17 protein-coding genes are annotated in these 25875 nt (G+C 49.5%); 12 read left to right on the plus strand and 5 right to left on the minus strand.

The window, feature by feature from the left end:
• Nucleotides 1-70: 70 nt before the first annotated feature.
• From K331_RS0127500 to K331_RS0127520, 5 genes are all read right to left on the minus strand, one after another.
• Nucleotides 71-895, minus strand: a complete 825-nt coding sequence (locus K331_RS0127500; protein ID WP_018886976.1) for a carbohydrate ABC transporter permease — start codon at nucleotides 893-895, stop codon at nucleotides 71-73.
• The gene (locus tag K331_RS0127505) at nucleotides 895-1788 is read right to left on the minus strand and encodes a carbohydrate ABC transporter permease (RefSeq protein WP_018886977.1); all 894 of its coding nucleotides are present in this window, start codon (nucleotides 1786-1788) and stop codon (nucleotides 895-897) included. Before K331_RS0127505 ends, K331_RS0127500 begins: the two co-directional genes overlap by 1 nt.
• A gap of 134 nt (nucleotides 1789-1922) precedes the next feature.
• Nucleotides 1923-3206: an ABC transporter substrate-binding protein gene (locus K331_RS0127510; RefSeq protein WP_028592810.1), complete on the minus strand. Its 1284-nt coding sequence runs from the start codon at nucleotides 3204-3206 to the stop codon at nucleotides 1923-1925.
• A gap of 217 nt (nucleotides 3207-3423) precedes the next feature.
• Complete coding sequence (locus K331_RS0127515; protein ID WP_028592811.1) at nucleotides 3424-5190, minus strand: sensor histidine kinase; 1767 nt, start codon at nucleotides 5188-5190, stop codon at nucleotides 3424-3426.
• 2 nt (nucleotides 5191-5192) lie between these two features.
• The gene (locus K331_RS0127520; RefSeq protein ID WP_028592812.1) at nucleotides 5193-6749 is read right to left on the minus strand and encodes a response regulator transcription factor; all 1557 of its coding nucleotides are present in this window, start codon (nucleotides 6747-6749) and stop codon (nucleotides 5193-5195) included.
• Nucleotides 6750-7189: 440 nt separating this feature from the next.
• Here K331_RS0127520 and K331_RS0127525 point away from each other — a divergent pair, with 440 nt between their 5' ends.
• The 12 genes from K331_RS0127525 (at nucleotide 7190) to K331_RS0127575 (ending at nucleotide 25849) form a co-directional block, all read left to right on the plus strand.
• The gene (locus tag K331_RS0127525; RefSeq protein WP_028592813.1) at nucleotides 7190-9703 is read left to right on the plus strand and encodes an S-layer homology domain-containing protein; all 2514 of its coding nucleotides are present in this window, start codon (nucleotides 7190-7192) and stop codon (nucleotides 9701-9703) included.
• Nucleotides 9704-9951: 248 nt separating this feature from the next.
• Entirely contained in the window at nucleotides 9952-12135 is a 2184-nt protein-coding gene (locus K331_RS0127530; RefSeq protein ID WP_028592814.1) for a DUF454 family protein, read from the plus strand.
• Entirely contained in the window at nucleotides 12128-13786 is a 1659-nt protein-coding gene (locus K331_RS0127535) for an amino acid ABC transporter ATP-binding/permease protein (RefSeq protein ID WP_028592815.1), read from the plus strand. The genes K331_RS0127530 and K331_RS0127535 overlap by 8 nt, the downstream gene beginning before the upstream one ends.
• 3 nt (nucleotides 13787-13789) lie before the next feature.
• The gene (locus K331_RS31785; RefSeq protein WP_084165602.1) at nucleotides 13790-14137 is read left to right on the plus strand and encodes a nitrous oxide-stimulated promoter family protein; all 348 of its coding nucleotides are present in this window, start codon (nucleotides 13790-13792) and stop codon (nucleotides 14135-14137) included.
• Between the two features lie 134 nt (nucleotides 14138-14271).
• Nucleotides 14272-15510, plus strand: coding sequence for an S-layer homology domain-containing protein (locus K331_RS0127540; RefSeq protein ID WP_028592816.1), 1239 nt, complete (start codon nucleotides 14272-14274; stop codon nucleotides 15508-15510).
• Between the two features lie 3 nt (nucleotides 15511-15513).
• A complete protein-coding gene (locus K331_RS0127545) occupies nucleotides 15514-16506 on the plus strand; it encodes a heme-binding Shp domain-containing protein (RefSeq protein ID WP_028592817.1) in 993 nt (330 codons plus the stop codon).
• 76 nt (nucleotides 16507-16582) lie between these two features.
• Nucleotides 16583-16879 (plus strand): hypothetical protein, encoded by a 297-nt coding sequence (locus K331_RS0127550; protein ID WP_028592818.1) that lies wholly within the window; start codon nucleotides 16583-16585, stop codon nucleotides 16877-16879.
• A gap of 87 nt (nucleotides 16880-16966) precedes the next feature.
• Nucleotides 16967-17860, plus strand: coding sequence for a heme ABC transporter substrate-binding protein IsdE (gene isdE, locus K331_RS0127555; protein ID WP_051290079.1), 894 nt, complete (start codon nucleotides 16967-16969; stop codon nucleotides 17858-17860).
• A gap of 7 nt (nucleotides 17861-17867) precedes the next feature.
• Nucleotides 17868-18842: a FecCD family ABC transporter permease gene (locus tag K331_RS0127560; protein ID WP_025680799.1), complete on the plus strand. Its 975-nt coding sequence runs from the start codon at nucleotides 17868-17870 to the stop codon at nucleotides 18840-18842.
• Nucleotides 18843-19230: 388 nt separating this feature from the next.
• Nucleotides 19231-20850 (plus strand): SWIM zinc finger family protein, encoded by a 1620-nt coding sequence (locus tag K331_RS0127565; RefSeq protein ID WP_028592820.1) that lies wholly within the window; start codon nucleotides 19231-19233, stop codon nucleotides 20848-20850.
• A gap of 48 nt (nucleotides 20851-20898) precedes the next feature.
• Entirely contained in the window at nucleotides 20899-24132 is a 3234-nt protein-coding gene (locus tag K331_RS0127570) for a DEAD/DEAH box helicase (RefSeq protein ID WP_028592821.1), read from the plus strand.
• A 505-nt stretch (nucleotides 24133-24637) separates the two neighbouring features.
• Complete coding sequence (locus tag K331_RS0127575; RefSeq protein WP_028592822.1) at nucleotides 24638-25849, plus strand: TolC family protein; 1212 nt, start codon at nucleotides 24638-24640, stop codon at nucleotides 25847-25849.
• Nucleotides 25850-25875: the final 26 nt, after the last annotated feature.

Consider the following 25875-nt stretch of genomic DNA (forward strand, 5'->3'; position numbering starts at 1 on the left):
TCCAGCAAGGTTATACTTCGTCATTTTGCATAATTCGATGTCACACGCACCGTTTCCTATCTAGGAAACCTTATTTTACAGAACCGATCATACCTGCTACGAAATGCTTCTGCATGATGAAGAATACAATTGCTGTTGGCAGCGTTGAAATGACGATCGCCGTCATGATGACACCATAGTCTGGAGTGTAGCTGGATCCCAGATTGGAGATCAGAATCGGAATCGTTCGGTTCTCAGGCGTCTGGAGCACAACGAGTGGCCACAGATAGTTGTTCCAGCTCGACATGAAGGTAATGATTGCAGCTGCTGCATAGGTGGTCTTCATTGTAGGCACATAAACCTTGAAGAAGAGCCCTAGCTCTGACAGACCGTCAATCCGCCCTGCCTCCAGCAGGTCCTTAGGGAACATCTTGGAGTTCTGACGGAAAAAGAAGATCAGGAATGCCGTTGTGATTGTAGGAATCACTGCCGCTGCCAGCGTATCAATACCGATGGCTGGAGCAAAGTTCGAAATCTGACCGAACATACGATACAAAGGAATCATAATGGCGGCGAATGGAATCATCATGGACAACAGCAAAATATTAAATACGATATCCTTCGCCTTGCTGCGGTACACCTCAAAGCCATAGCCTGCAAGGGAACCAATCAGCAGGGAGAGAATCGTAGTGCTGATCGCCACTTGGGCTGAGTTCCCAAGTGCAGGCAAAATATCTACCGAGCCAAACAGCTCACGCAGGTTCTCGAACAGATACGAGCCTGGCAGCAATTTTCCTCTTGTTACATCAACAGATGGGTTCGTAGTACTGACAATCATCCACAGGAACGGGAATATGGAGACAAAGGCCGCCACACTCAGGAACAGATACGCGAAAAATTTCTTTGTCTTAGCCATTATTTTTTATCACCTGCCACTTTAAACTGGATGAACGACAGAATAATGATCATAATCACGATGGAGTAGGATACTGTCGCTGCATAACCGAAATCGGACGAGTACTTGAAGGACAAGTTATAGATGTACTGGGAAATCGACAACGTCGCATTCGCCGGTCCACCCTTCGTAATGTTCATGACCTCGTCGAAGAGCTGCAAAGTACCGATTGTCGAAGTGATCGATGTGAACAAGATAATTGGCTTCAACAAAGGAACCGTAATGTTGAAGAATTGACGCGTAGCAGAAGCACCATCAATCTTGGCTGCTTCATAAATAGATGGGTCAATGTTCTGCAACCCTGAGAGATAGAAGATCATGTTATAACCAGTCCAGCGCCAGGTAATCGCAAGGATAATTGTTACTTTGGCCCAGAAAGGATCGGTCAGCCATTGAATGGGCTCACTGACCAGATGAACATTCATGAGGAACGAGTTGACCAACCCATTGTTGCTGAACAGGTATTTGAACACAACGGAGTAGGCAACCAGCGAAGTGATACAAGGCAGGAATATTGCAGTCCGGAAAAAGCCTTTGAACTTCAAATTCCGATCATTAAGCAACACTGATATGAATAATGACAGAAGAATCATCAACGGAACTTGAATGATTAGGTAAATAAAAGTATTCTTCACAGCGGTAATGAACACCGTATCGGTGAACAGCCGCTTGTAGTTATCAATGCCATTGAACGACATTCTCGCTCCCGTGCCTGTCTGGAAAGACAGGAACAACGCCTGAATCATCGGGTAAAAATAGAAAATGAAGATCATTAGCACAGCCACCAGAATGAACAGCCATCCTGTCATATCCGTCTTCCAGCGTCCGCCCTGAGCCGTCTTCGCTGATCTCATATGCTTTCAACTCCTCTTGTCCCTTATATATCCTTTATCCTATCGACTCAGCAAGCGCGTAAAACCTTGTGCCAGAAGCGTCCAAGGTTTTACGCATTGCTATAATTTATCTCTCTAGCAGGTAAAGTCAGTTATTATTTCAACTGAGCTTCAGCCTGAGCCTGCGCATCTTTCAGAGCGGTATCAAGATCTGTGCCGCCCAAGTAGCTTTGTACCGCTACAGCCATGATATCTTCAATAGCGTAAGTGTGAAGGCCATAGTTTACTCTTGGAACACTTTGACTCCATTTAGCAAAGTCAGTGTAGATTTTTTGATTGCTGAAGAATGCATCTTCTGCGTCATAAGCGGATCCTGTAGAAGCTGCATTCAGTGATCCTACAACACCAATATCAGTAAGCAGCTTTTGGTACATTTGCGGATCAGAGCCGAAAGTTTGTGTCATAAAGTCAGCCGCTGTATCAGAACCATCCATATTCAATACATACCAGGAGCTACCTCCCAGGTTGGAAGCATTTACAGAATCAGCATTGTTCGTCAAGCGAGGGAACGGTGCTACAGCCCATTTTCCACTTTGGGAAGCCTCAGCCTTGATGGAAGCTACAAACCAGTTACCTGTCGGTACAGATGCTACATCGCCACTGTTAACTTTAGCTACAAATTGTGCCCAGTCAGCATGGGAATCAATGATGTTTGCATCCATCATTTTCTTGTAAGTCTCCATAGCTTCCTTCAGAGCAGGATTGTCTGCCAGATCCGGAGTCTTACCGTCATCCTTCATGTACCATTTACCAGCAGATTGTGCCATCATGCGCAGGATACCAAGGTCTTTAGGATCTTGAGTCAGCATGAATTTGCCAGTTTTCTCTTTTACTTTTTTACCGATCTCGATGTACTGATCCCAAGTGATATCTTGCAGATCATCCATTGTGTAGCCAGCTTCTTGCAGGTAGTCGGTTCTCACGAACAGACCTGTAACACCGGAGTCAAACGGGATACCATATTGCTTGCCATCCAGGCTTGTTGCTCCGATCTTGTAATCTGCAAAATCTTCAGGCTTAATCTTATCACTCATGTCACGGAAGGAATCCGTGTAGGACTGCAGGAAGTTCTGTGCACGTTGGTCCTCAATCAGAACGATGTTCGGCAGACCCTTAGTTGTACCAGAATTCAGACCTGTGTTCAGCTTTTGAACGATGTCATCCTGAGCATTCTCAATGATATTGATGGTTACATCTGGATGCTTGGATACATATAGTTCTTTAGCCACTTCAAGTGCGGCAACGTTAAAGTTACGGTCCCATGCCCAAATTGTAATCTCTTTCTTGCTCGGATCCGATGCGGCGCTTTCATTAGAACCACTGGAACAAGCAGAGAGCACCAGCATGGCTGCGAACAATAGCAAAATCACCTTTTTCAATGCATTCAACCCCTGATCTTTATATTTTTTGTGCTACCTGCAAGCGCTTAACACAAATTGATAATTCGTTGAAAGCGTTTGCTGTTGATATATAAATTCTAGCACTTCCGTTTCACAACCTGTTAGGAATATCTTTGTCTGGATTTGTTCAATTATTGTGTAATCGTTACCAAGGTACCGCTTTCATTAGTAATATCTTTGGATTGTAGTAATTTTTTTATTCGATTTGCGGCAATGTAATTTTAACCTTTGTCCCCTCACCCTTCGTGCTGGAGATAGCAACACCATATTGCTCCCCATACAACAAAGCAATTCTATTATTCACATTCTGCACGCCGATGCCAGTGAACAGCTGGCGCTTGCTCTTCGGATTGGGCAGCTCTCCTTGGTTCGAAAGCTCATCCATACCATCCCCGTTATCGACTACTTCTATAATCAGGCGATCACGATCCGACGAGACCAGAATATAGATGGTACCACCAGGCTTCTCATTAAAGGCGTGGAAGAAGGCATTCTCAATGAAAGGCTGAATAATCAACTTGGGCACCTGAAAGTGCATGCAATCCGGGGCCACAAAATAGTTGACCTTGATTCGGTCCCCATAGCGCACATGATTGATGAAGACGTAGTTCTTCATATTCACCAGTTCCTGCTCAATCGTAATCGTCTCGCTGACGTTGCTGATGGTATTCTGAAGCAGGGAAATCAATGCATTGATCGTCTCGGAGGCCGTCTCCTTATTGCCGCGCTGTACCAGCATCTTGATCGAGGCAAGCGTATTATAGAGGAAATGCGGATTAATCTGACGCTGTAACGCAGCCAGCTCTGCATTGCGCACTTCTTTTTGCGTCTCCATAAGTTTCTGGATGTAATCGTTCAGCTCGTCCAACATGTAATTGTACGCCCTGCCTAGTTCCTTTACCTCATAGCTGCCAGATACGTCAATATAATTGTGGAAATCCTTCTCCGTAATACGCGACATCTGCCGCACAAGACGGGTCAGTGAATTCGTCAGTCGCTGAGAAATCAGGAAGACCAGCAGAACAGCAATCCCTACAATGGCTAGACAGATCAAGAGAATAGAATTCACATCAATAATCTGTCCGGCCGCTACCTGACGATCAATCAGATTGACCAGATAAAAGTCGTACGCAGGAATATACGTGGACAGCACAATATACTCGGTGCCCATGAAGTCTGCATTCTTGTATTTCAGATTGTCGCTGCGAATCTCGGACGCATATTCCCTCAGCTCAACTGAATATTGCCCAATGAGCTCATCACGATTACTCGATACGACGCGCCCTTGAGCATTCAGTACAACAATATCATTGCCTGCACTGGTGAAATTGGTATAGAACTGCTTAAAGTCCTGCTCTCGAATCGCTACATAAATTCCACCATAGAGGACACCTGTCGTACGCTCCATCAGTGCCTTGGAGGCCACGATAAAGTGGTCGTTCAGATCCCCCCATTGTTCTTCATCATACTGGTACATCACACGTCTGGGATGCTCCATCGTCTTGGTGATAATAGAATAATCATCCTCTGACGGAATCGGCAGACTCCAATACGTCTGGCCTGTAGAAGAAATACGTCCATTCCTCCCAGTGACCAGTATCTTCACATTATAGGCATCCACATTTGAATTAATCTGATCCATTTGTTGACCCATATTGAAAAAGGAACGGCTGGTCGTAGTGGAATCCGAGGGCCCCTCTGTCAGAAAGTTCTTCACTGTAAGGCTCTGTCCTGCCTGGCTTGCAGCATTCACGATCGTATCATTGAATGATTCGAAGCTGCTACGGATCTGGGTCAGGATCTTGGAATTGGTGATGCTGAAGGTATCAATGAAGAGTCGCTCAGACATACGAATCGTAACTAATGAGGTCAGTACACTGACCGTAATAATACTGATGACTGTAACGATAAAGATCTGATTGAACAGCCCATTATACTTCCATCGTGCAAAAAAATTTTTCATGCTCATTCCCTTTTCCCATTCAGATAACGCCTTCTATACTGGCTGGGCGAGAAGCCCATCAGCTTCTTGAATACCTTGGTAAAATAGCTGTGATCCGAGTAACCCACTCGGCTGCTGATCTCCGAGATAGAATGATCATCATTGCGCAGCATCGTAGCTGCTTTCTCAACCCTGACTTTATTCAAATATTCGCTAAAGCCCTCTTTATTATGAGCCGTGAAATAGCTGGACAGGTATGAAGGATTGAAATGAAAATGATGCGCTAGCGAAGTCAGACTGAGCGGTTGATCGTAATGCTCTTCAATATACTCCAGCAGCTTCTTCATCCCACTGTTGCCATGCTGCTGCGCATCGGCGATCTCCCTCTTCACATCGTTCAGGAATGACTGTAGCAAGCCTTTCGCCTCATCCACATGAACTGCTTCATCAATGGACTTAAAATAAGAATACTTGGCGGATTCCAGCGCATGTGTATCATATTCCAGATTACCCAATAGAATCGTAATATTGAATATGGTATTACTAATGAAGGATTTGAATTCGAAAGGTGGTGCTTCATAATGCTCTGACAGCATATCCAGATGCTGATTCAGCAGCTCAAAGGCTCTATCGAATTGCCCCCGCTTCATCTCCTCAGTGAATAGCCTCAGATTAAAGGTTCCCGCCGGTTCCGTTGGAGATAGCATCTCCTCTTCCAGCAATATGTACTGGTCAGGGAAATAAAATTTGGCGTCAATCAGCTTCTTCAGACGGTTCTGGAACACTTCACCTACCTGATTGATTGAATCAAACAGCGAGGTAACAGCCCATACCAGTGTCGGCGCATGCTCCGCTCGATCATCGGCAAGCTCCTTCAAAGAGTGGACTAGCTCCGGATAAGCCTCCTGCTCAAGATTAGCCAGGTATATATCAAGTCCAGAGGTATTCTCTGCTGATTGATATACAGTACACATCTGAGAATCCAGTACGTCGACAAGCTGCAACCCCAGTTCGGAGCCAGAATGCTGCAAATAAGTGCGCCCCCCGAGTACACCAATAAGACAGAAGCTCGTGAATGCAAAGCTGTTCGCAGCCAGAGCAGAGGCCTCGTCCGGTTCATATCCAGATAACAGCTTGTCTACGATCCGTTCTACAGATATATTGCCATCCCCTGCTTGGGCGCCATATTGAATAGAGGGAATCTTACGCGCAGTGCGCTTTAATGTCTCCAGAAGCTCCTGGGTCTCCAGCTTAGGCTTCAAGATATAGTCAGCCACACCGCTCTGGAAGGTGGAACGTACATAGCTGAATTCACCATAACTGCTTAGTACAATGACCTCCATGTCCGGGTAACGCTGCTTCACGATTCGGGTCAGCTCTTCACCATCCAGGACAGGCATTACAATATCTGTAATAATAATATGAGGTCGCAGCTGCTCGATCATCTCCAATGCCTCACGACCGTTGGAGGCCTCACCGACGATCTGGAAACCGTGGTCTTCCCAATCCAGATGGTGCTTGATTCCTTGTCTGACCAATATTTCATCATCCACAATAAGAATCTTACAAAGTTGTTCCATGACCACACCTCCAGCCCATATTAGGCATCTCTATCTATTGTACCAAGATCAACGCCAACCATTGCAAGAAAATACATTCATTTTTACGAAAGCGCTTCCATTTAATGGTCACTAGACCTTATTGCACATGAATTTCGAAACTGAATCATATCTTACCATAGGTAACTAAATGGGGCAAAATCAAATTTTATTGCCCTTTAGCCATGCCTCCTACCATGAATTGTGACTCAAATCACATATTACTGCGCTACATCCCTTTATAATAACAAATGATAATGATTCTCATTATTAAAAAACATACGCTGGCCGCAGCTTTGTCATCCAATACATAATCGGGCAAGGAAGGAGCTCACCAATGGACGAGATCGTCTAGCAGCAAGAGCCAGCAGCAAGAGTACATGAATGAATTATTTCAATTATATCTAACAGGGGGACAGGGAATGAACCAGAAGGTAAAAGCTTGGCTCAGCGGGTGTATGACAGCCATCTTGGCACTCGCAATGGTGCCTGCGCCCATATACGGCGACAGCATCGTTGACGGTGCTGGAATTCAGGCTGCCGAAGCTAACGAGCAATTTTCACAAGAAGCTGCTAGTCCAGAGACATTCGAATCTCCCGTAGATTCTGTAAACTCAGCGACTTATGCAGTGAAAGATAACAAGGATTCCATGTCGTCCATAGCCTCCGTCACCGAGGTAACCTACACCGTTCCTGCAGACGGGCTATACACGGTCGATGTGTATGGCTGGCACGCTACCAGAGACGCTGCTTCCATGATGGGTGGTGCGCTCGACAGAAAAGCCACGCTTAAGGTCGAGGACGGACAAATACTCGCTTCCATTAAGTTCGTGAAGACGAGCATCATGGGAATCGAGGTTACAGGCGACTCCATCAGCGAGGTGTGGCCTGAGCCAGAAGGAGCCACAGAGCTAGGGACTGGAGTCAAGGGTACGGTTCATCCCGAGGAACAAAGCCAGACTTACCAGTTCCCACTCAAGTCTGTGGAGATGCCGAAGCTCGCTATGTATGTCGGAGCGCCGCTGAATAGCGTTCAGCATATTCGTTTGAAATTCGACCTGAATACACTGACCCCGATACAAGATGATGAAGAGCCAGGAGAACAACCAGGAGAGAATCCTGCAGAGCCCGATCTTGAAGCCGTACCAGATAGACAGCTTCAAGCCGTTGAGGGCACCATTTCCATTGCTCCTGGGGATCTGGAGGGTCTGAACAAATCATCTACACTGGGACTGGTCTTCGATGATATCATCATCGTCTTCCCTGCCCGTCAGCTGCAAGAGTTTCTGGACCAAAATAATGGTGCCAGACTTCAATTAAAATGGAGTCCCTCCACTAGCGAGACCCTAAAGGAGATTAAGGGTGCATTAAATAGCAAAGATCTCATTATTTCATCCTTTGACCTCCAATTGGAAGTCGTCAATCATGAGGAAGTTGTGACCCCAATTAGCGGGCTTGGCGGACGCACCAAGATTATAGCGTCCCTAAGTCAACAGCAGGCTTCCCAACTGTTCACATCAACTAGCAGCAAGCTCTACTATTACGATCCTGCTGCTGGAAGCCTGGAGGACATGAACGCCAGCTTTAACCAAGATGCACGGACCGCATCCTTCTATACGGATCATTTCAGCACCTATTCCATCGTTGGACATAATCCAAGTGGATCACAGGGCGGAGGCAAGCTTGATCCGGCTAATCTGCCGGATGGAGAATACACCATCAAGGGTAGAGCTCTGAAAGAATACTCCGATGAGTCATCCTTAAGCAATTCGCTGATCTCCAACCCAATTGGTATTGAGGTCAGAGGAGGTCATTTAACAGCCATTCTAGTCATGAAGGGCAGTGAAGCCTTCCCACTCAAGGAGGTTCAAGGCCTGTGGTACGAGAACAAGGAGAATGAATTCGAGGAAATTCCACTGGAATATAACGCATCCAGCAATAGTATCGTGGCGAGATTCTCCTTAACAAGCTTGATGACAGCCCAGAAGATGCAAGTCTCGGTACCTAATATTCTTCCAGATAAGCCAATCTTCCGTCTGGTATTCGACCTGTCCTCTCTTCAGGAGGGGGCCAAGTCCAATATGCCTGACAGCTCTGCGGTGACATCATACTTGATTAAAGCGACAGCAGATCAAGGCGGGAAGATCACTCCGGAAGGCGAAGTAAGCGTCGCTATCCATGAGAACAAGAGCTTTGAGATTACAGCCGACGAGGGCTACCTTCTCAAGGATGTGCTCGTGAATGACAAATCTGTCGGAGCAGTGAGTAGCTATACCTTCGAAAAAGTAACCAGCAACGCTACCATTCATGCCGTGTTTGAGAAGAAGACTGCAGAAGTGAATGAAGCAGAGGCAACCACCGAAGAAGGTGCAAGCCCGCTCACATCCTCCTTCGTCGATACGCAGGGTCACTGGGCCGAGAGCTATATCCAGCTTGTAGTGTCCAAAGGGTTATTCAAGGGAACTGACGAACAACATTTCAGCCCGGATGCCACGTTATCTCGAGGCATGCTACTTACGCTGTTAGGGCGGCTTCAGGGGCCAAGTGCCGAGAGCTATACCTATACAGCTTTCAAGGATGTGCCTTTGAATCAGTACTACACGACGTATATTACCTGGGCAGTGGATAAAGGCATCGTGCAAGGGGCCGGTAACGGTCTATTCCACCCTGATCAAGCGATTACCCGTCAGGAGCTTGCAGTGATCATGGCCAGCTATCTGAAGCATGCCAAGCTGCAGCCTTCTCTAACAGAGCAGTCTCCTGTATTCAGCGATCAGAAGGAAATATCGACTTGGGCACAGGAAAGTGCCTTGCTGACCGTGAGATCTGGACTGCTGGAGACGAATGATCAAGGTCAATTCTCTCCAAAGGCTACTCTAAGCAGAGCTGAGGCAGCTAAGCTTCTGGCGCTTCTACTTGAACTGACAGGACAATAAGCTTGACGGTAAGAGCAATGTCTATCATCGTACTTTCACAGAAGACGGAATCGTCTGGCTGAAGCTTTTCTTGCGATAATCGAATGGTCCAGCTCCGCTGAAAATTATAAATTCTATTATCTTCAAAAAGGCCATTCCGAATATGGGATGGCCCCTTTTCACACTAATGGAGTTAGTTGCTTGAACTCCATTTTACCCTTTTGTATATGTTCATTCTATGAATTCAATCCTAATAGGAGGTGTACACTGTGAAGGCGATCTATGTCGGGCTTGGCTTTTTCTTTTTTTGTCTCGGCGCGGTAGGTGCTGTGCTGCCATTACTTCCTACCACCCCCTTCTTACTATTATCCGCTTTCTTTTTCGCCAAGGGCTCTGACCGGTTCAACCGTTGGTTCACATCTACCAAGCTGTACAAAAATCATCTGGAGAACTTCCTCCAGACTCGTTCCATGAAGCTGCGTGCCAAGATTGTAACTGTGGGCTTCGCATCCTGCATGCTCGCGATTCCCTTCATCCTTACCGATTCGATATGGGTACGTGGCGTGATTCTACTGATCGTCGTGTTCAAATATTACTACTTCATATTCCAGATTAAGACGGAGCGACCGCAGCAAAACACAACAGCACAGGCTGCTTCGGAAGCAGCCCCTGCGCCTAAGCGCTCCAAAATGATGGATGGCCGATTGCTGTCCATGGTCGCGCATTCACGCAAATACATAGCACTTGGCGTATTCACGAACTGGATCGGTCTCCTGGCTAACATTTGCGCGATCATAACCGTCGCTACCATGCTGCAATACGCTTGGGACGGGAGATTGTCGAGCAGCTTCACGTTTACGGCCTGCCTCATCATTGCCGGGGCAATCGCCATTCGTCTGGTCTGCGCGTATATCTCCAGCCTGCTCTCATGGCGGGCCTCCAATAATGCCAAGCACACCCTGCGCGCCAGACTCTATAGCAAGCTTCTCCGATTAGGATCTGGTTACACAGAGCAGACCTCCACCGCCGGAGCTGTTCAGGTCGCTGTAGAGGGAGTTGAGCAGCTGGAGCATTATTTTGGACGTTACATGCCACAGCTGTTCTATAGTCTGCTTGCCCCTCTTACGCTGTTCGTCACATTATCGTTCATTAGCTTCAAGTCAGCACTGATTCTATTGATCTGTGTACCGCTCATCCCCATGTCAATCATTGCTATTATGAAATTCGCCAAAAAGTTGTTCAGCAAGTATTGGGGCAGCTACGTCAACCTTGGCAACAGCTTCCTGGAGAACCTTCAGGGACTGACAACCCTGAAAATCTATGCAGCTGATGAGCAGCGACATGAGGAGATGAATACGTCTGCGGAGAACTTCCGGCAGATCACCATGCGCGTACTACGGATGCAGCTGAACTCGGTAGCTCTCATGGACATAATTGCTTTTGGCGGAGCTGGAATCGGGGTCATCATTGCAGCCACTGAATTCGCAGCTGGACGGATTCCATTATGGGGAGCCCTGACCGTCATGCTGCTTTCTGCGGAATTCTTCATTCCGCTGCGACTCTTAGGATCATACTTCCATATCGCCATGAACGGCATGGCAGCCAGTGACAAGATTTTCGAGCTGCTCGCTCTTGAAGAGCGGACATCAGGGAATGCAGAAATCCGTGACGGAAGCATTCGTATGGAGCAACTAAGCTTCTCTTATGCTGACCAAAAATCTTCAGATCAGGATCAGACCAAGAACACGACGCTTCGTGATGTCAGTCTCAACATTCCGCAAGGAAGCCTGACAGCGCTAGTCGGTAAGTCCGGATCAGGCAAAAGCACACTGGCTGCACTAATGATGGGCTCGGCAAGCGGCTATGAAGGACGTCTGCTTGTGGGTGGTAGTGAAATGAGAGACATCTCTGAGCGTACAGTCATGCAGCGAATTACTTTGGTGAGTCTGGGCAGCTATATCTTCAAGGGCACGGTAGAAGACAATCTGCGGATGGGAGCCCCTGCTGCAACTGAAGACGCCATGCTTCAGGCACTGGCCCAAGTGAATCTGAGAGACTTCGTTCTATCCCAGGGTGGACTTGGTTACGAGCTTGAGGAGCAGGGGGCCAATCTCTCAGGTGGGCAACGTCAACGGCTTGCTCTGGCCCGAGCTCTGCTGTATGACAGTGAAGTGTATATATTCGATGAAGCTACCTCCAACATTGATGTAGAAAGTGAAGAGAAGATCATGGAGGTTATTCACAATCTGGTGGGCCGCAAAACCGTCATCCTGATCTCACATCGACTAGCAAATGTAGTTCGTGCTGATTGCATTCATGTCCTCTCTGAGGGGCAGCTGGTAGAGAGCGGCACACATGAAGAGCTGCTGCGACAACATGGTCATTATGCAGCACTGTTCAACAGCCAGCAGGAAATCGAGCAATATGTCTCAGGAGGAATGGTGTATGCGTAGAAGTGGTCTGAACATTATGTCGAGACTCATAGTATTGCTTGGGCCACTGATTCCCGTCATGCTGGTTACCGTAGTACTTGGGGTACTAGGCTTTCTCGTAGCTATAGCCATTACGGTACTAGGCGGCTATCTGTTGCTCTATGGCATCGGACTTGGTGACGGCTCCCTGCAGCCTGGCTATATCATGCTCGCTATAGCGGCATGCGCTGTTCTGCGCGGGCTGCTGCGATATGGTGAACAGCTGAGCGGCCACTACATTGCCTTCAAGCTGCTCGCGGTGCTGAGAGACAAAGTCTTTCATGCCTTGCGCAGACTTGCGCCAGCCAAGCTTGAAGGGCGGGATAAGGGCAATCTGATTGCCGTCATCACTACCGATATTGAGCTGCTTGAAGTATTTTACGCGCATACGATTGCTCCCATCGTGATTGGAATCACGACATCGTTGATCATGACCTTATTCATCGCCACCTATCACAGTACACTGGCATGGATTGCTGTCGCTGCCTATATCACGGTCGGACTGATTATTCCTGTCGTGACCTCAAGAATGGCCAAACGCCAGGGCATGGAGTACCGGAATAGCTTCGGCGTACTTAGCAGCTACTTCCTGGAAAGTCTGCGTGGCATGAAGGAATCCATTCAATATGACCAGGGAGAGGCTCGGATGCAGCGCATCACCGCTATGACTGAGGACCTGGAGAAGAAGCAAAAAACACTCAAGAAGCATGAGGGTGTTACACGTGCACTCTCCGAGTCAGCCGTGCTCGGCTTCTCCTTCATTCTGCTGCTCGTGGCTCTTCAGCTTCAATCAACAGGAGCGCTGGGTTATAGTGGTGTGCTAATACCGACCATTGCCCTCTTCAGCTCCTTCGGCCCTGTCGTGGCGCTCAGCCAGCTGTCGAACAATCTGCTGCAGACCTTTGCCAGCGGAGAACGGCTGCTTCAGCTATTGGATGAGGAAGAGACTCTTAAAGAGGTAACCACCGGAAGCGAGCCACCTTTCACTGGCGCGAAATGGGATCGCATCAACTTCACGTATGACGGAGCTCCCGTGCTGAATGACATTCATATTCCTGTGAATCGCAGCCGCATCCTGGGGATTACAGGGAAAAGCGGTTCAGGCAAATCTACGCTGCTCAAGCTGTTAATGCGCTTCTACGATCCTCAATCCGGCTCCGTCCAGATCGCGGGCCAAGATATTCGTACAGTGAATACGGCAGCTCTACGAAATTTGCAAAGCTATGTCACACAGGATACCTTCCTGTTCAATGATACGATCGAGGCCAACATCCGTATCGGAAGGGCAAACGCGACTCCCGAACAGATCGAAGCCGCAGCCCGCAAAGCATCTGTACATGACTTCATCATGTCCCTACCAGAAGGCTATCAGACGAAGGTTGGAGAGCTTGGAGAGCGCTTGTCTGGTGGAGAGAAGCAACGAATTGGTCTGGCACGTGCCTTCGTTCGTGAGGCACCACTCATGCTGCTGGATGAGCCAACCAGTAATCTGGATGGCTTCAACGAAGCTGTCATCCTCCGAGCCCTGAACCAGGAGCGTGCAGGGAGGACCATTGTCCTCGTCTCCCACCGTGCTTCTACAATGAGCATTGCTGACGAGGTACATCATATTGATAATGGAAGAGTGTCCTAAATTATGGGTAATGGGAATAATCGTATCGCATCTGAGAAATACATTGTAGAGAAGATGATTATTGTCTTTTGCCGCGGACACAGACATTCGAGTAACCGTTCCAGTCTATGTCCCGAGTGCAACGAGTTGCTGAGTTACGCCCACAAGCGTCTCGATCAATGCCGATTCGGAGAATCCAAGAGCTTTTGCGAGCAATGTCCCATTCATTGCTACTCACGCCAGATGAGAGCCCGGATCAAGGAGGTTATGCGTTATTCAGGGCCGCGGATGTTGCTCTACCATCCAGGTCTAGCCCTCAAGCACATGGCCTCAAGCACCTTGTACCGACTCAGACAACGAAGGAGCATATGAAGACAATTGCTACGTGCTGGGGAACCATGAACGGACAACTAAGCTAAACAACGAATAACCGAGCCATGCAACGAATAATTAAGCCACGTAACAAAAAACTGAGCTACGCACACAATCGAAAGGAGAATACAAACATGTTCACAAGCCATAGAAGGAACACGCGCTGGGGTGCCACGATCATCTGCTCTTTGGCAGCAACGCTCATATGGTCGGGTATTGCAGCACCAACGACCACGGCAATTGCATCGGCATCTAATGCCCAAGCGGTGACCTCATTGGAGGACGGGCTCTACACCATCTCTGCTCAAGCACTCAAGGAGAATAGCGACGATGTATCCATGAGCAACGCACTGATCTCCAGAACCGTACTGCAGATCGAGAATGGACAGCCCTCCGCTATCCTTCTTCTGCAGGGGAATGCCTATATTCCGCTAAAAGAGGTAAAAGGGCTGTGGTATCAGGATGCTACAGGCAGCTTCAAGGAGATTCCACTGCTATTTAACGAGAGTACCAATTCGATTGAAGCTGTCGTCCCTCTGCAAAGCATAGAAAAGCCGCAGCGCATGCAGGTCTCCGTCCCCTTCATCATGGGAGAGGAGAAGCCCACATTCCGCCTGAGCCTGGATACGACCTCACTGCAGACAAAGGCTGCAACCACTGAAAAGACTAATGAGAAGGCTAATGATAAGGAAGCGTCTAATGCAGCAGCTACCGTTGAGACTGGTAAAGGGGCTGTGAAAGAGGCTGTACATGAGAATGTAAAAGAAACGGGTAAAGAAGCTCCCGTAGCGACCAGCTCACAGGTATTCTCAGATATGCAAGGACATTGGGCCCAACAGGAGGTCGCCGTAGTCACCTTTCTGGGGTTGTTCAACGGTACCGATGCGACACACTTCAGCCCCGAGCAATCCGTCACGCGTGGCATGCTGGCTACTGTGCTCGGCAGACACGCAGGTGTCGAGTCTACCTCAACACCTGCCTCTTCCTTTACCGATGTACCTGCCGGGAAGTATTATACGAGCTATGTATCCTGGGCTGCTGAGCGTGGGCTCGTCAAAGGCACAGGTCAGGGCTTGTTTGCACCTGAACGTCCTGTCACCCGCGAGGAAGCAGCTGTGATTATCGCGGCCTATATGAAGGATACGGGAATCTCGTTGACTGCGCAGGCTGAGGGGCAGACTCGGCCTGTGTATGAGGATGACTCTGAGATCAGCTCCTGGGCAACAACACAGGTACAACAGCTGCTACAGGCCGGGATCATGACCAGCAAGGATGATCAGCATTTTGCACCGAAGACACCAGCTACTCGTGCCGAGATCGCCAGCATGCTAACCAAGGGGTTGAACCTTGACTCCACTGGAAAGCAGGAATAACGGATGTCCAGGCGATATTTCACTTCAATCGTCACAGTAGGCTTGGCCTGCATGCTGCTTGTGGTGATAGGTCCGCTATTCGGAGGTACAGCGACTGCCGCTGGGCTGGATAAAGGACTATACCTTTTGGACAACAAGACTTATTACACGAATCCAGACACGGGCAAGGTAGATGATGGCGGTGACACCTCCATTGGTAACGGCATGAGCCGGAATGTCACCTACTCCAAGTCCCTGCTGGAGGTTCGAGACGGCAAGTACCTGGTCACGCTGAGAATGAAGATGATCTCGTATATTAGCAAGGTTACTATTCATGTTCAGAAGTCCAAGGGGGACGGGGATGCTTACTCTCCTGTATCGTTCAAAATTACCGGAGAGAACAAGGCAGAGGATACCCGCGACTATCAATTCGAGGTCAGTGACCCGACCCTGTTCATCAAGCCAGTCATCTATGTGGAGCCTATGGGGCGTGATGTCGTGTATTTCGTCAGCCTGCTTGAGGATTCAGCTCAGCCAGACAATGGGTCCTTCCAAGCCTATAACCAGACTAGCAAGCAGCAAACGTCCGCGGCTGAGCCAGATCTACCGCAAGGAATCAGTATAGAGTCGAGCGACAATTCGGTTAGTCACAACAAGTCCGCTGCCTCAACTTCTGGTTCAACGGCTAACACCAAATCTGGGAATAGCGGTACCCCTCAGGGGGACTCATCTTCGGAACACAAGACTGACAAGAATGACAAGGCTGGTAAAACAGATAAAGCAGGAGACGCGTCTTCCAAGCAAAAGCAAAATGCGACTCCAGCACTTCCAAGTGAAGGGAAGCAATCGACAGCCGGTACAGTCAACTCAGCCAATACAGCCAGTCAAGCTAATAAGGAAAAGCAATCCGTACCAACGGCGGCCAGCGCTTCCTCCTCAACATCAGGCGCAGAAGCTCAGGACTCCACTGATCTGACTGCTAACAAAGCTCACTCCTCTGCCCAGCAAGCTTTCTGAGCAACAGGCCCCTGAGCAACATACTGAGAGCGGAGACACGAATCCGGCAGGTGAACCCAGCTCATCTGCCGAGCAGATGGATGCAGCCGCCAAAGACGGAACTGTCGCCAACGAGCAGGCAACTGAAGGAGTAGCAGCACCCATAGCGACAGATATCATTGCATCCGGGGCAGACGTTAGCGATGATGAAGTAGGAATCGTAGAGTTCGATCAGAACGGTGCCCGTCAGAATGAGCGTGCTGCCTCTGCAACGGAGAAAGAAGGTAGTGGAAGTGGATCACTGCTCTCCATGCCCGCACTGCTACTAGTACTGCTTGCAGTATGTGCAGCAGGCCTGTATTTAATGAAGTTAATGAAGCTGCGGAAGAAGTAACAGACTGGGAATTCAGATGATTTATCTTGTGAGATACAGCTAGAAAAAAACTGGAGCGGAGTTGTCCAGCTAAGGAGTCGGAATGACGTGTTGAAGAAACGAATAACCCTCTTCCTGTGTGCCGCCATGTTGGCGATGCTTCCCGCCTGTGCAGTACGCGCCAAAACAGATTCAAATGCTGAAAGTACACAACAGACGCGGATTATTAGCACCTCAGCGGCATTATGTATGATACTGGATAAGCTGGAGCTTGACCTGGTAGGCGTACCGGACACTGCCTTCACTCTGCCTGAGCGCTACAAGGACTCTGTTCAGATTGGGCAGCCCATGACACCCGATCTGGAGATCATTAAGTCCCTACGCCCGACAGATGTGATCAGCCCAAACACCCTGCAATATGATCTGAAGCCCCAATACGAAGCCATCCAAGTACCCGCTACATTCGTGAATCTGGGAAGTGTCGAGGGTATGCTGAAGAGCACCGAGCAGCTCGGGGTAAAGTATGATCGCACGAAGCAGGCTGAGGTGCTACGACAGCAATTTGAGGCGTACATGGCAGAGCTGCGCACAGATATCGCAGATCAAGCCAAACCAAAGGTGCTCATACTAATGGGTCTTCCAGGCTCGTATATGGTTGCTACTGAAAAATCCTATGCCGGCAATCTGGTCAAGCTGGCTGGTGGAGATAATGTGCTGAAGGATCAGGAAGAGGCATTGTTAACACTCAACACGGAGGCCCTCTCCAAGCTTGATCCGGATATTATTCTGCGCACCTCCCATGCCATGCCAGAAATGGTGCAAGAGATGTTCCGTGAGGAATTTGCCACAAGTGATATCTGGAAGCATTTTAGAGCCGTGCAGGCTGGTAACGTATACGATCTGAGCAATGAACGCTTCGGCATGAGCGCCAACCTGAACTACCAGGAAGCGCTGGATGAATTGAGAACGATATTCTACGGAGAGCCTGCGCATGAATCATAGTCTCACACTGAAAAGGAAACTTGCCCACTGCATTGCGCTGACTGTACTACTTATTATTCTGGTGGGCATAGCCGTGAATCTGGGTAGCATCCAGGTGACGTATTCGGAGCTGTTCAGGGGACTATTCATCGAATATAACGAGATGGTAGAGATTATATATGATCTGCGCTTTCCGCGAATCATCATCTCCCTGCTGTCTGGAGCCGCATTAGCGGTATCTGGCGTACTGCTGCAGGCCGTTATGAAGAATCCCTTGGCTGATCCCGGTATTATAGGGATTTCCAGTGGTGCGAATCTAACAGCCGTGATCGTGATTATGTGGTTCCCTCAACTGTACTTTCTCAGCCCCCTGTTCGCCTTTATCGGCGGGGTGGCTGCCTGCGCTCTCGTCTTCCTCTTCTCCTGGCGTGGTGGCTTTCAGGCGCTGCAGATTATTTTGACTGGTATTGCAATCCATGCCGTCTTCACTGGATTACTGGATGCGCTAGGGTATATGACCGGGGGCAAACAGAGCATCGTCATGTCGATGGTGCGATCCAATATTTCCATGAAGACCTGGGATGATGTCCGAACGCTGGCTTATTATGTGCCCCCTGGCTTGTTATTAGCATTCTTCACGATTCGTTATTGTAATCTGCTGGGGCTGGAAGAGAAAGTCATTCGTAATCTCGGCGTACGTGTAGCCAGTGTTAGACTGTGTGTATCAGCCGTAGCTGTGCTGCTGGCGAGCATCTCCACAGCTGTGGCGGGTACGATGGCCTTCGTCGGCCTGATTGCCCCACATATTGCTCGCCTGTTGGTAGGCTCTAACCATAAGTGGCTCATTCCATTCTCGATCCTACTTGGGAGCTTCACCGTACTGCTGGCTGATACGCTTGGCCGTTATGTAGCAAGACCTTATGAAATTCCCGCTTCCATTGTTATGGCTGTTCTGGGTGGTCCCTTCTTCATCTTCCTGCTCTGGAGGAAGACCCGGAGATAAAGGGCAGAAATACGAAACTGCTGGCACTTTTAATGTTTTGAACAAAACAATCTGAAGCAGTTCATCCCTTCGTTCGTTTGGCTCGATACGTCAAAATTAAAAGGATCATCGTTTCTCGTCGAGAAGCGGCGATCCTTTTTTCCACTTATTCAAAATCCCCATTCATAGTATCCCACAGTCGCTCTAGTACTTACTTTCCTCGTAAAAATGAAGGCCGTCATCCTATATTCCGAATACTTGTTCCCCTTGCAACCTCAATAGCTGGTATAATATCAAGTAATTATATTCAACTCGATCAGGTTAACTACGCTTGACCAACTATAATTTAGATCAAGTTCATATCTTGATTGCCTATCACCAGATTTGAAGATTAGGGGATTACCTTACCATGAGTACACATTCAGAAAGGAATCTAACGGAACAGCATTGGCATACCTTAATTCGTCAGGTAGCTGATACCTTCGACGATCTTACCATTAAGCGTGGCTTCTCTCTATTTACCCAGGGGCGGATTAAGGAGATTGAATATCCTCCTGGATTGATCTGCGCAGTCGTGGACGATAAGGAGCCTCAAGAGGTTGTCATACAGCTGAACACCGTTGAGCAGAGCCGCTGTACCTGCGGTATAGAGGGCTGCAAGCACATGATTGCTGCACTGCTAGGCTATACGAAGGCTCACGAGGGGCCTATCCCTGCCATTGTCAATGCAGGCATAAGCCCTTCTGCAAGAAAAGGCCAGCTGACGGAGGGCAATACTGTTGTTGTGGATCTGGCAGAGCGCCCCATACCGACATGGCACGAATTGTTTCGTCAATGCACAGCCTCCTTCCGGTTGCATGCACCTGACGGATTGATGATTCATGAAGCGGTAAATTCTATCCTAAGACTGCAGCCCCAATGGTCGTACCAGATGGAGCGATTGTATCTTCTTCATGCACGCCTGTATGTGCTGGAGCAGCTTATTCGCCCTCTTCATGAGCGCGGTCGGTCGGCGCCTTACCATATTAGTTATCATTTGCAGGTAGCGATGGACGATCAGAGTACCTTGATTATGCAGATGCTTAAGGAACCCCTGGAGAGCGTTACGGAGGCGGATCGCTCCTACTATCTACCACGCCTAGACGAGACACTAGACTACCTGCGGCGCCTACTGCTGATTGAGCCTGTGCAGATTCAGTTATACTCGGACTTCTACGACTTGTTCTGGCAGCAGTGGCTAAGACCGCAATGGATTGATTCATCTAAGGGCACCATGACACTTAAGCCGATGGAAATGGAGCTGGCACAGCTCGAAGCAGCCTATGAGGTGGCTGGGAGTACACGCTCAGCATCACGACTCCAATTGGCCCAGAGCCGCATGTTCTGGGGAATGCAGCAGGATGAGCAGGCTAGACAATTACTGCAGGACGCCGCTCAAGCCAGAGAAGCTGCTGGAAGACAGCTGCTGCGCTACCTGGGGGAGCTCCAGCAGAGTGCAAGCTGGCTCCAATTACAGGAGTGGCTACTTGCTTTCCCACCCCAGTCAGGCTCAAGTCTACTGCGCTCAAGTCAGCTCAAGGTGTATGCATCGTACTGGGAGGAGGTTCTCCTCCATCACCCGGAAGCAGAGCAACAGATGTGGAGCACGCTGGCTGGCCTGCCAGGCAAGGGAAAAGCGTTGTACACTGAATTGCTGCACACGCATAGAGAATGGAGACGCTGGATTGACTTCCAGCTCAGCACAGGTGCCGAGCCGCTGGATTATCGAGTGAGCATGCTTCAGCCTATAGAGAAGGATGCCCCTGAATTACTTCTTCCCTGGTATCATCAGGCTGTCGAGCGCTACATTGTCCAGAAGAACCGAACCTGCTACAAGGCTGCAGTCAAGCTTATGAAAAGATTGTCCAAGCTCTACACCAAGCTGAAGCGGACAGAGCGATGGGATGATTTCTTGGCTGCCTTCCTTAATCGTCACAGTCGTCTTCGGGCGCTGCAGGAAGAGCTGCGCAAGAGCAAATTACTCTCTTAGTCACCATCAGGATTATATTCTTCACATAAATAAGGATGCGATCAGAGTATGGAGTTTAATTCAGTTATAGATACCATGACGGTGCACGTGCATATGACCGAATATGGCGATGCCCTTATATATGGTCAGGATGGCTTACAGCGGCCCTTGGAGGGCATGGTGCTCAAGCAGCGTCTCTTCGCATGGGACGAGACATCCTATTACGGGACGGAGCTAGGGGTTCAGCAGGCTGGAGATACAGAGATTGTTCTACTTCCTGCGGAGCAGGTGCTTCCGTTCTTCGCGGCTGGGGCTTGGCCAGTCCACATCGAATGGCATTGGAACGAGGATGCCACCCGATTACAGCGGCTGGCCCCTCTGCTAATAGGCTGCTTGAGAGCAGGTCATTATGCTCCTGATCTACAGAGCTTTCGAAACGGCTCTCTTCACTGGTCACCCGATCCCAAGGCACTGAAGCCTTCAGAGCGAAGCCTAGTGAAGGAATTAAGAGTGAAGCGGAAAGAAGTCGAGCAACAAGACTCCGGCTTCGCCCAAGGCATCCTCGCTGCCTTCTCAGCCAGCGTATTTCATGAATGCTATGGTACGCAGGAGCAAGCAGCAGATCTTCGCCGTGATTACCCGGCATTGTTCGCGACGGAGGGTGTATGGGAAGGTATGGATGAGCAGACCTGGCTAGCTCATATTGGTTGGACAGCAGAGACCATGCCATTCCGACCACTTCTGCAGCTGCTGGAGCCCATCATCGAGAGCGAAATGACGGACGCTGATATGTCTGAAGCGAATTCTGTTGACACCGCTCATCCTGAGCCCGAATGGCACCTGCAGTTGGTGCTTCAGGCCATACACGATCACGCAGAGCTATACCCGGTATGGCTGGATAGAGATGGACAGGCCCACGGCTCCTGGCCCGAGCTATGGACTGCAACGATACGTGAGCGCTCAGAGAGCTGGACGCAACGAATTCAAGCTTGTCTGCCTGGAATTACCCAGCAGGCCATTGAACGTGCTGAAGGTTCGTCCATACTGGACAAGCCGCTGAGCAACCTGGAGGCCTGGCAGTTCCTGACGGTCGACAGCAAGCGATTGCTGGAGAGCGGCTGGCAAGTATTGCTGCCGGCCTGGTGGGAGGCCGCTTCACGACGCAAACCGCGGCTTCGTGCCAAGCTGCAGGAGGGTGAGGGTGAAGCCCGTGGACGCTCCTTCTTCGGACTGAACAGCCTGATTGAATTCGACTGGCGTATCGCAATCGGTGAGCAGGAGCTATCTGAGGAGGATTTCGCAGCCCTGGTCGCTCGTAACGAGCGGCTCGTCCGCTTCCGTGAGCAATGGATTCCACTCGATCCCGCTCTGCTGGAGCAGATTCGTCAGGCTATGCGAAGCATGAATCGCAAACGCGGGTTATCGTTCCAGGATGTGCTCCAGCTGCAACTACGCGGCGGTTATATCAGGATCGCATCCGAGGGCGAGACAGAGGCAAGCGACGGTACTGAGGATGCATCCCGGCTGCAGCTGGAGGTGGAGCTGAATGATCATCTGCAGCAGGTGATCGAGCGGCTCACCCAGCAGTCAGACTGGCCGCTCTTGCCTGCTCCGAGTGGACTACAGGCTGAGCTGCGCTCCTACCAGCTGCAAGGCTTCTCGTGGATGGCATATATGCGTTCTCTAGGCCTTGGTGGATGTCTGGCGGACGATATGGGTCTCGGCAAGACCATTCAGTTCATTACCTATCTCTTGCATGTCAAAGAGACCCGACAGGCCGCCCTATCATCTGCTGACCATGGCAAGAGACATGAAGCTACATCTGATGAAGCTCAGATAACGGATACCAGTCAGAGGACTCGCCCTTCTCAGACGACGGAAGCAGAGTACAATAGCACATCTCTACCTTCTTGGCTGGCCGAACATGCTGAGCCGGGCGCCTCACTTCTGATCTGCCCGACCTCTGTACTTGGGAACTGGCAAAAGGAGCTACAGCGCTTCGCACCCTCTCTGAGAATAATGCTTCACTATGGGAGCGGGAGAGCCAAGGATGCCGAATTTGCTACTACGGTTGCAAGTGCCGATATTGTGCTTACCTCCTTCGCCACGGCTGCCCTTGATCAGGAGCTGCTGCAGAAGTTCACTTGGGAGTCGCTCTGTCTGGATGAAGCACAAAATATCAAGAACGCTCAGACCCGTCAATCCGCAGCTGTTCGTACCTTTCCTGCCAAGCACCGTATTGCCTTGACGGGCACACCGATTGAGAATCGGTTGGCGGAGCTATGGTCCATCTATGACTTTGCTAATCCAGGCTATCTGGGTAGCGCACAGGCCTTCCAGAACCGATTCGCAAAGGCGATCGAGAAGGACGGAGACGAGCATAAGACAGCAGAGCTGCAGAAGCTCGTACAGCCCTTCATGCTCCGGCGCAAGAAGAAGGACCCTACCATTCAATTGGACCTGCCTGACAAAAATGAAATGAAGACCTACATTCACCTGACGCCAGAGCAGAGCGCACTCTATGATCAGACTGTGCGTGAACTGATGTCCCAGGTTCAGGTGCTGGAGGGAATGAAGCGCAAGGGTGCCATTCTCTCAGCTCTTACGAAGCTAAAGCAGCTGTGCAACCACCCTGTACTGCTGACCAAGGAAGACATCTCCTCCACCATGTCTGGTGCTACTAGCCTAACCGAAGTGGAGCAGGAGATGAATGACGCTGCAATGATTGCCCGCTCATCCAAGCTGGAACGCCTCCTCGGCATGGTGCAGGAGCTACGGGAAGCGGATGAGCGCTGTCTGATCTTCACGCAATATTTAGGGATGGGCAATATACTACAACAGATATTGCAGCGTGTTCTCGGTGAGCCAGTGCTGTATCTGCACGGCGGCACCTCGAAGAAAGCCCGTGACCGAATGATTGATGAGTTCCAGTCTGATGCTCTCCCCCCCTCAACACGCCCTGCCGTATTCATCCTGTCGATCAAGGCAGGCGGGGTCGGCTTGAATCTGACGGCTGCCAATCATGTCTTTCATTTCGATCGCTGGTGGAACCCGGCTGTCGAGAACCAGGCGACCGACCGTGCGTACCGAATGGGCCAGACCAAGGACGTTCAGGTGCACAAATTCATTGCCTTGGGCACGCTCGAAGAACGTATTGACGAGATGCTTGAGAGCAAGCAGCAGCTTAGTGAGCATATCATCTCCAGCTCCGAGGGCTGGATTACGGAGCTTACAACCGAAGAGCTGGGCGAGCTCATTACGCTCCGCAAGGATTGGACAGCCTCAGACGCCTCAAGGCCTTGAGAACTCGAGGATTGATATTGGCATTTTGCATAAATCCGATTGTTTCCGCTACAGATTCGTCTGCAATCGACACCATGTCCTGCCAGACCTTAACGAATGGTTATGGATTTATGCAAAATGCCTTTTTAATTTGTGAAAAATGCTTGTTCCTTCATGATCATGGTGATGCTTGATTTACAAAATTGTATTATTTTCAGCACAGGACTATATGTATATAGTTCCATTTGGGTTGCGTACACCGATCGCTTCGCTATTCAGTTGTTCAACCTTTATTTCCTCTAACAACGGCAACCTGTCGTACAATATTCCCTATACTTCTTCAGATCACTTCAAGTGAACAGGTATCTCATGATTTTGTGACAAATTTCGCACCATGCAACATATAAAGTCGATGAATTGATTACAAAAGTGTTGTTTGTAGAATCTTGTTTTGTTGCCGCTCCACTCAGTAAAATGTTAAGAGATTGATATTTTCATATTTTGTCATTTGGAAAGGAGCATCTCCATGAAACATCAACCAGCCGCAGCCGTGCTGCTGCTGTCGTTGTCCGCTGCCCTCAGTATGCCGTCAGCTGTCGGGGCCGCCGGGGGTTCCACATCTACAGCTCCCCTTGGCACGGAAGCAGCCTTATCTACCTCATCCCAACAAGCCAATACTACTGCACCCACTTCTACAACACAGACAGTCAACAGCAGTAACAACGCCCAGCAACAGGATCTGACTCTGGAGCAGGCTAACATATGGGCCCAGGCCAACAGCTACACTTTGAAGACAGCCGCACAGGACCTTGAACGCAAAGACCTCGAGCTGAAAAAGAGCATCGATGCTTTGGGATACATACAGCAACCCTCCAATCTGGAAGAGTCGGATTCCTCCGCCAACAATTCTGCCTGGAGAGACTACACCTCTGCCAATCTTTCCTATCTATCAGCCAAGAAGCAGTCCGAATTTGAGAAAGATAAGGTCTATGCTCAGACTATGAAAACCTACTATGGGATCTTCACAGCCGAGAATCAGGTCCTTGTCGCCCAAGAGTCTGTTCAGATCGCCAAGCTGGAGGAGCGGATTGCCATTGCCAAGCTGGCCCGTGGGCTAATCTCGGAGAAGAGCAAGATCGATAGCACGAAAGCACGATCCGATGCGGAGCTGACGCTGGAGCAGCGCAAGACCGATCTGCAGAAGGCCAAGGATGAGCTGAATACCTTGATGAACAAGCCCAAAGGTACGTCATTCAACCTTGTGGATCATCCAGTCTATAAGGAACCAGAGCCTATGAATGTGGAGACACATATCACAGGGCTGCTCAAAGATAACCCAACGATCTGGCAGCTGCAGGACGCCGTCAAGAATGCAGAAATTACGCTGCGTTATTACAATTTTCAGGGCACCGCCGAGGACTATGAACTGGTCAAGCTGGATCTGAAAAATGCCAACGAGGCCCTGACCAACGGCAAGGATAATTTTGCCGAATCGGTAAGATCTCTATACACCACGCTGCAGGATGAACAGAAAAAATACGTACAGCTGCACGAAGATCTGGAGATTGCCCAAGCTGACTTGGTGCTGGCTCAGAAGAAATGGGAGCGCGGCATGATCGTAGAGCTGGAGCTCATCAAAGCCCGCTTGAGCGTGGAGCAGTTGAAGCAGCAGATTAACGATCTGGCCATTGGGCTGATTCAGTCCAACTATACCTTGAACAAACCTTGGAGCAGCTAACCCATGCTTCCGAAGTGAGTTTTTGT

The organism is Paenibacillus massiliensis subsp. panacisoli DSM 21345 (assembly GCF_000426545.1).
GTDB classification, from domain to species: domain Bacteria; phylum Bacillota; class Bacilli; order Paenibacillales; family Paenibacillaceae; genus Paenibacillus; species Paenibacillus panacisoli.

What these genes read in the sequence shown, in the direction of transcription:
- K331_RS0127535 (WP_028592815.1), top strand. Translation starts at nt 12,128, where the DNA reads ATGCGTAGAAGTGGTCTGAACATTATGTCGAGACTCATAGTATTGCTT.
- K331_RS0127545 (WP_028592817.1), top strand. Translation starts at nt 15,514, where the DNA reads ATGTCCAGGCGATATTTCACTTCAATCGTCACAGTAGGCTTGGCCTGC.
- K331_RS0127575 (WP_028592822.1), top strand. Translation starts at nt 24,638, where the DNA reads ATGAAACATCAACCAGCCGCAGCCGTGCTGCTGCTGTCGTTGTCCGCT.
- K331_RS0127540 (WP_028592816.1), top strand. Translation starts at nt 14,272, where the DNA reads ATGTTCACAAGCCATAGAAGGAACACGCGCTGGGGTGCCACGATCATC.
- K331_RS0127565 (WP_028592820.1), top strand. Translation starts at nt 19,231, where the DNA reads ATGAGTACACATTCAGAAAGGAATCTAACGGAACAGCATTGGCATACC.
- K331_RS0127570 (WP_028592821.1), top strand. Translation starts at nt 20,899, where the DNA reads ATGGAGTTTAATTCAGTTATAGATACCATGACGGTGCACGTGCATATG.
- K331_RS0127525 (WP_028592813.1), top strand. Translation starts at nt 7,190, where the DNA reads ATGAACCAGAAGGTAAAAGCTTGGCTCAGCGGGTGTATGACAGCCATC.
- K331_RS0127520 (WP_028592812.1), bottom strand. Translation starts at nt 6,749, where the DNA reads ATGGAACAACTTTGTAAGATTCTTATTGTGGATGATGAAATATTGGTC.
- K331_RS0127500 (WP_018886976.1), bottom strand. Translation starts at nt 895, where the DNA reads ATGGCTAAGACAAAGAAATTTTTCGCGTATCTGTTCCTGAGTGTGGCG.
- K331_RS31785 (WP_084165602.1), top strand. Translation starts at nt 13,790, where the DNA reads ATGGGTAATGGGAATAATCGTATCGCATCTGAGAAATACATTGTAGAG.
- K331_RS0127515 (WP_028592811.1), bottom strand. Translation starts at nt 5,190, where the DNA reads ATGAAAAATTTTTTTGCACGATGGAAGTATAATGGGCTGTTCAATCAG.
- K331_RS0127550 (WP_028592818.1), top strand. Translation starts at nt 16,583, where the DNA reads ATGGATGCAGCCGCCAAAGACGGAACTGTCGCCAACGAGCAGGCAACT.
- K331_RS0127505 (WP_018886977.1), bottom strand. Translation starts at nt 1,788, where the DNA reads ATGAGATCAGCGAAGACGGCTCAGGGCGGACGCTGGAAGACGGATATG.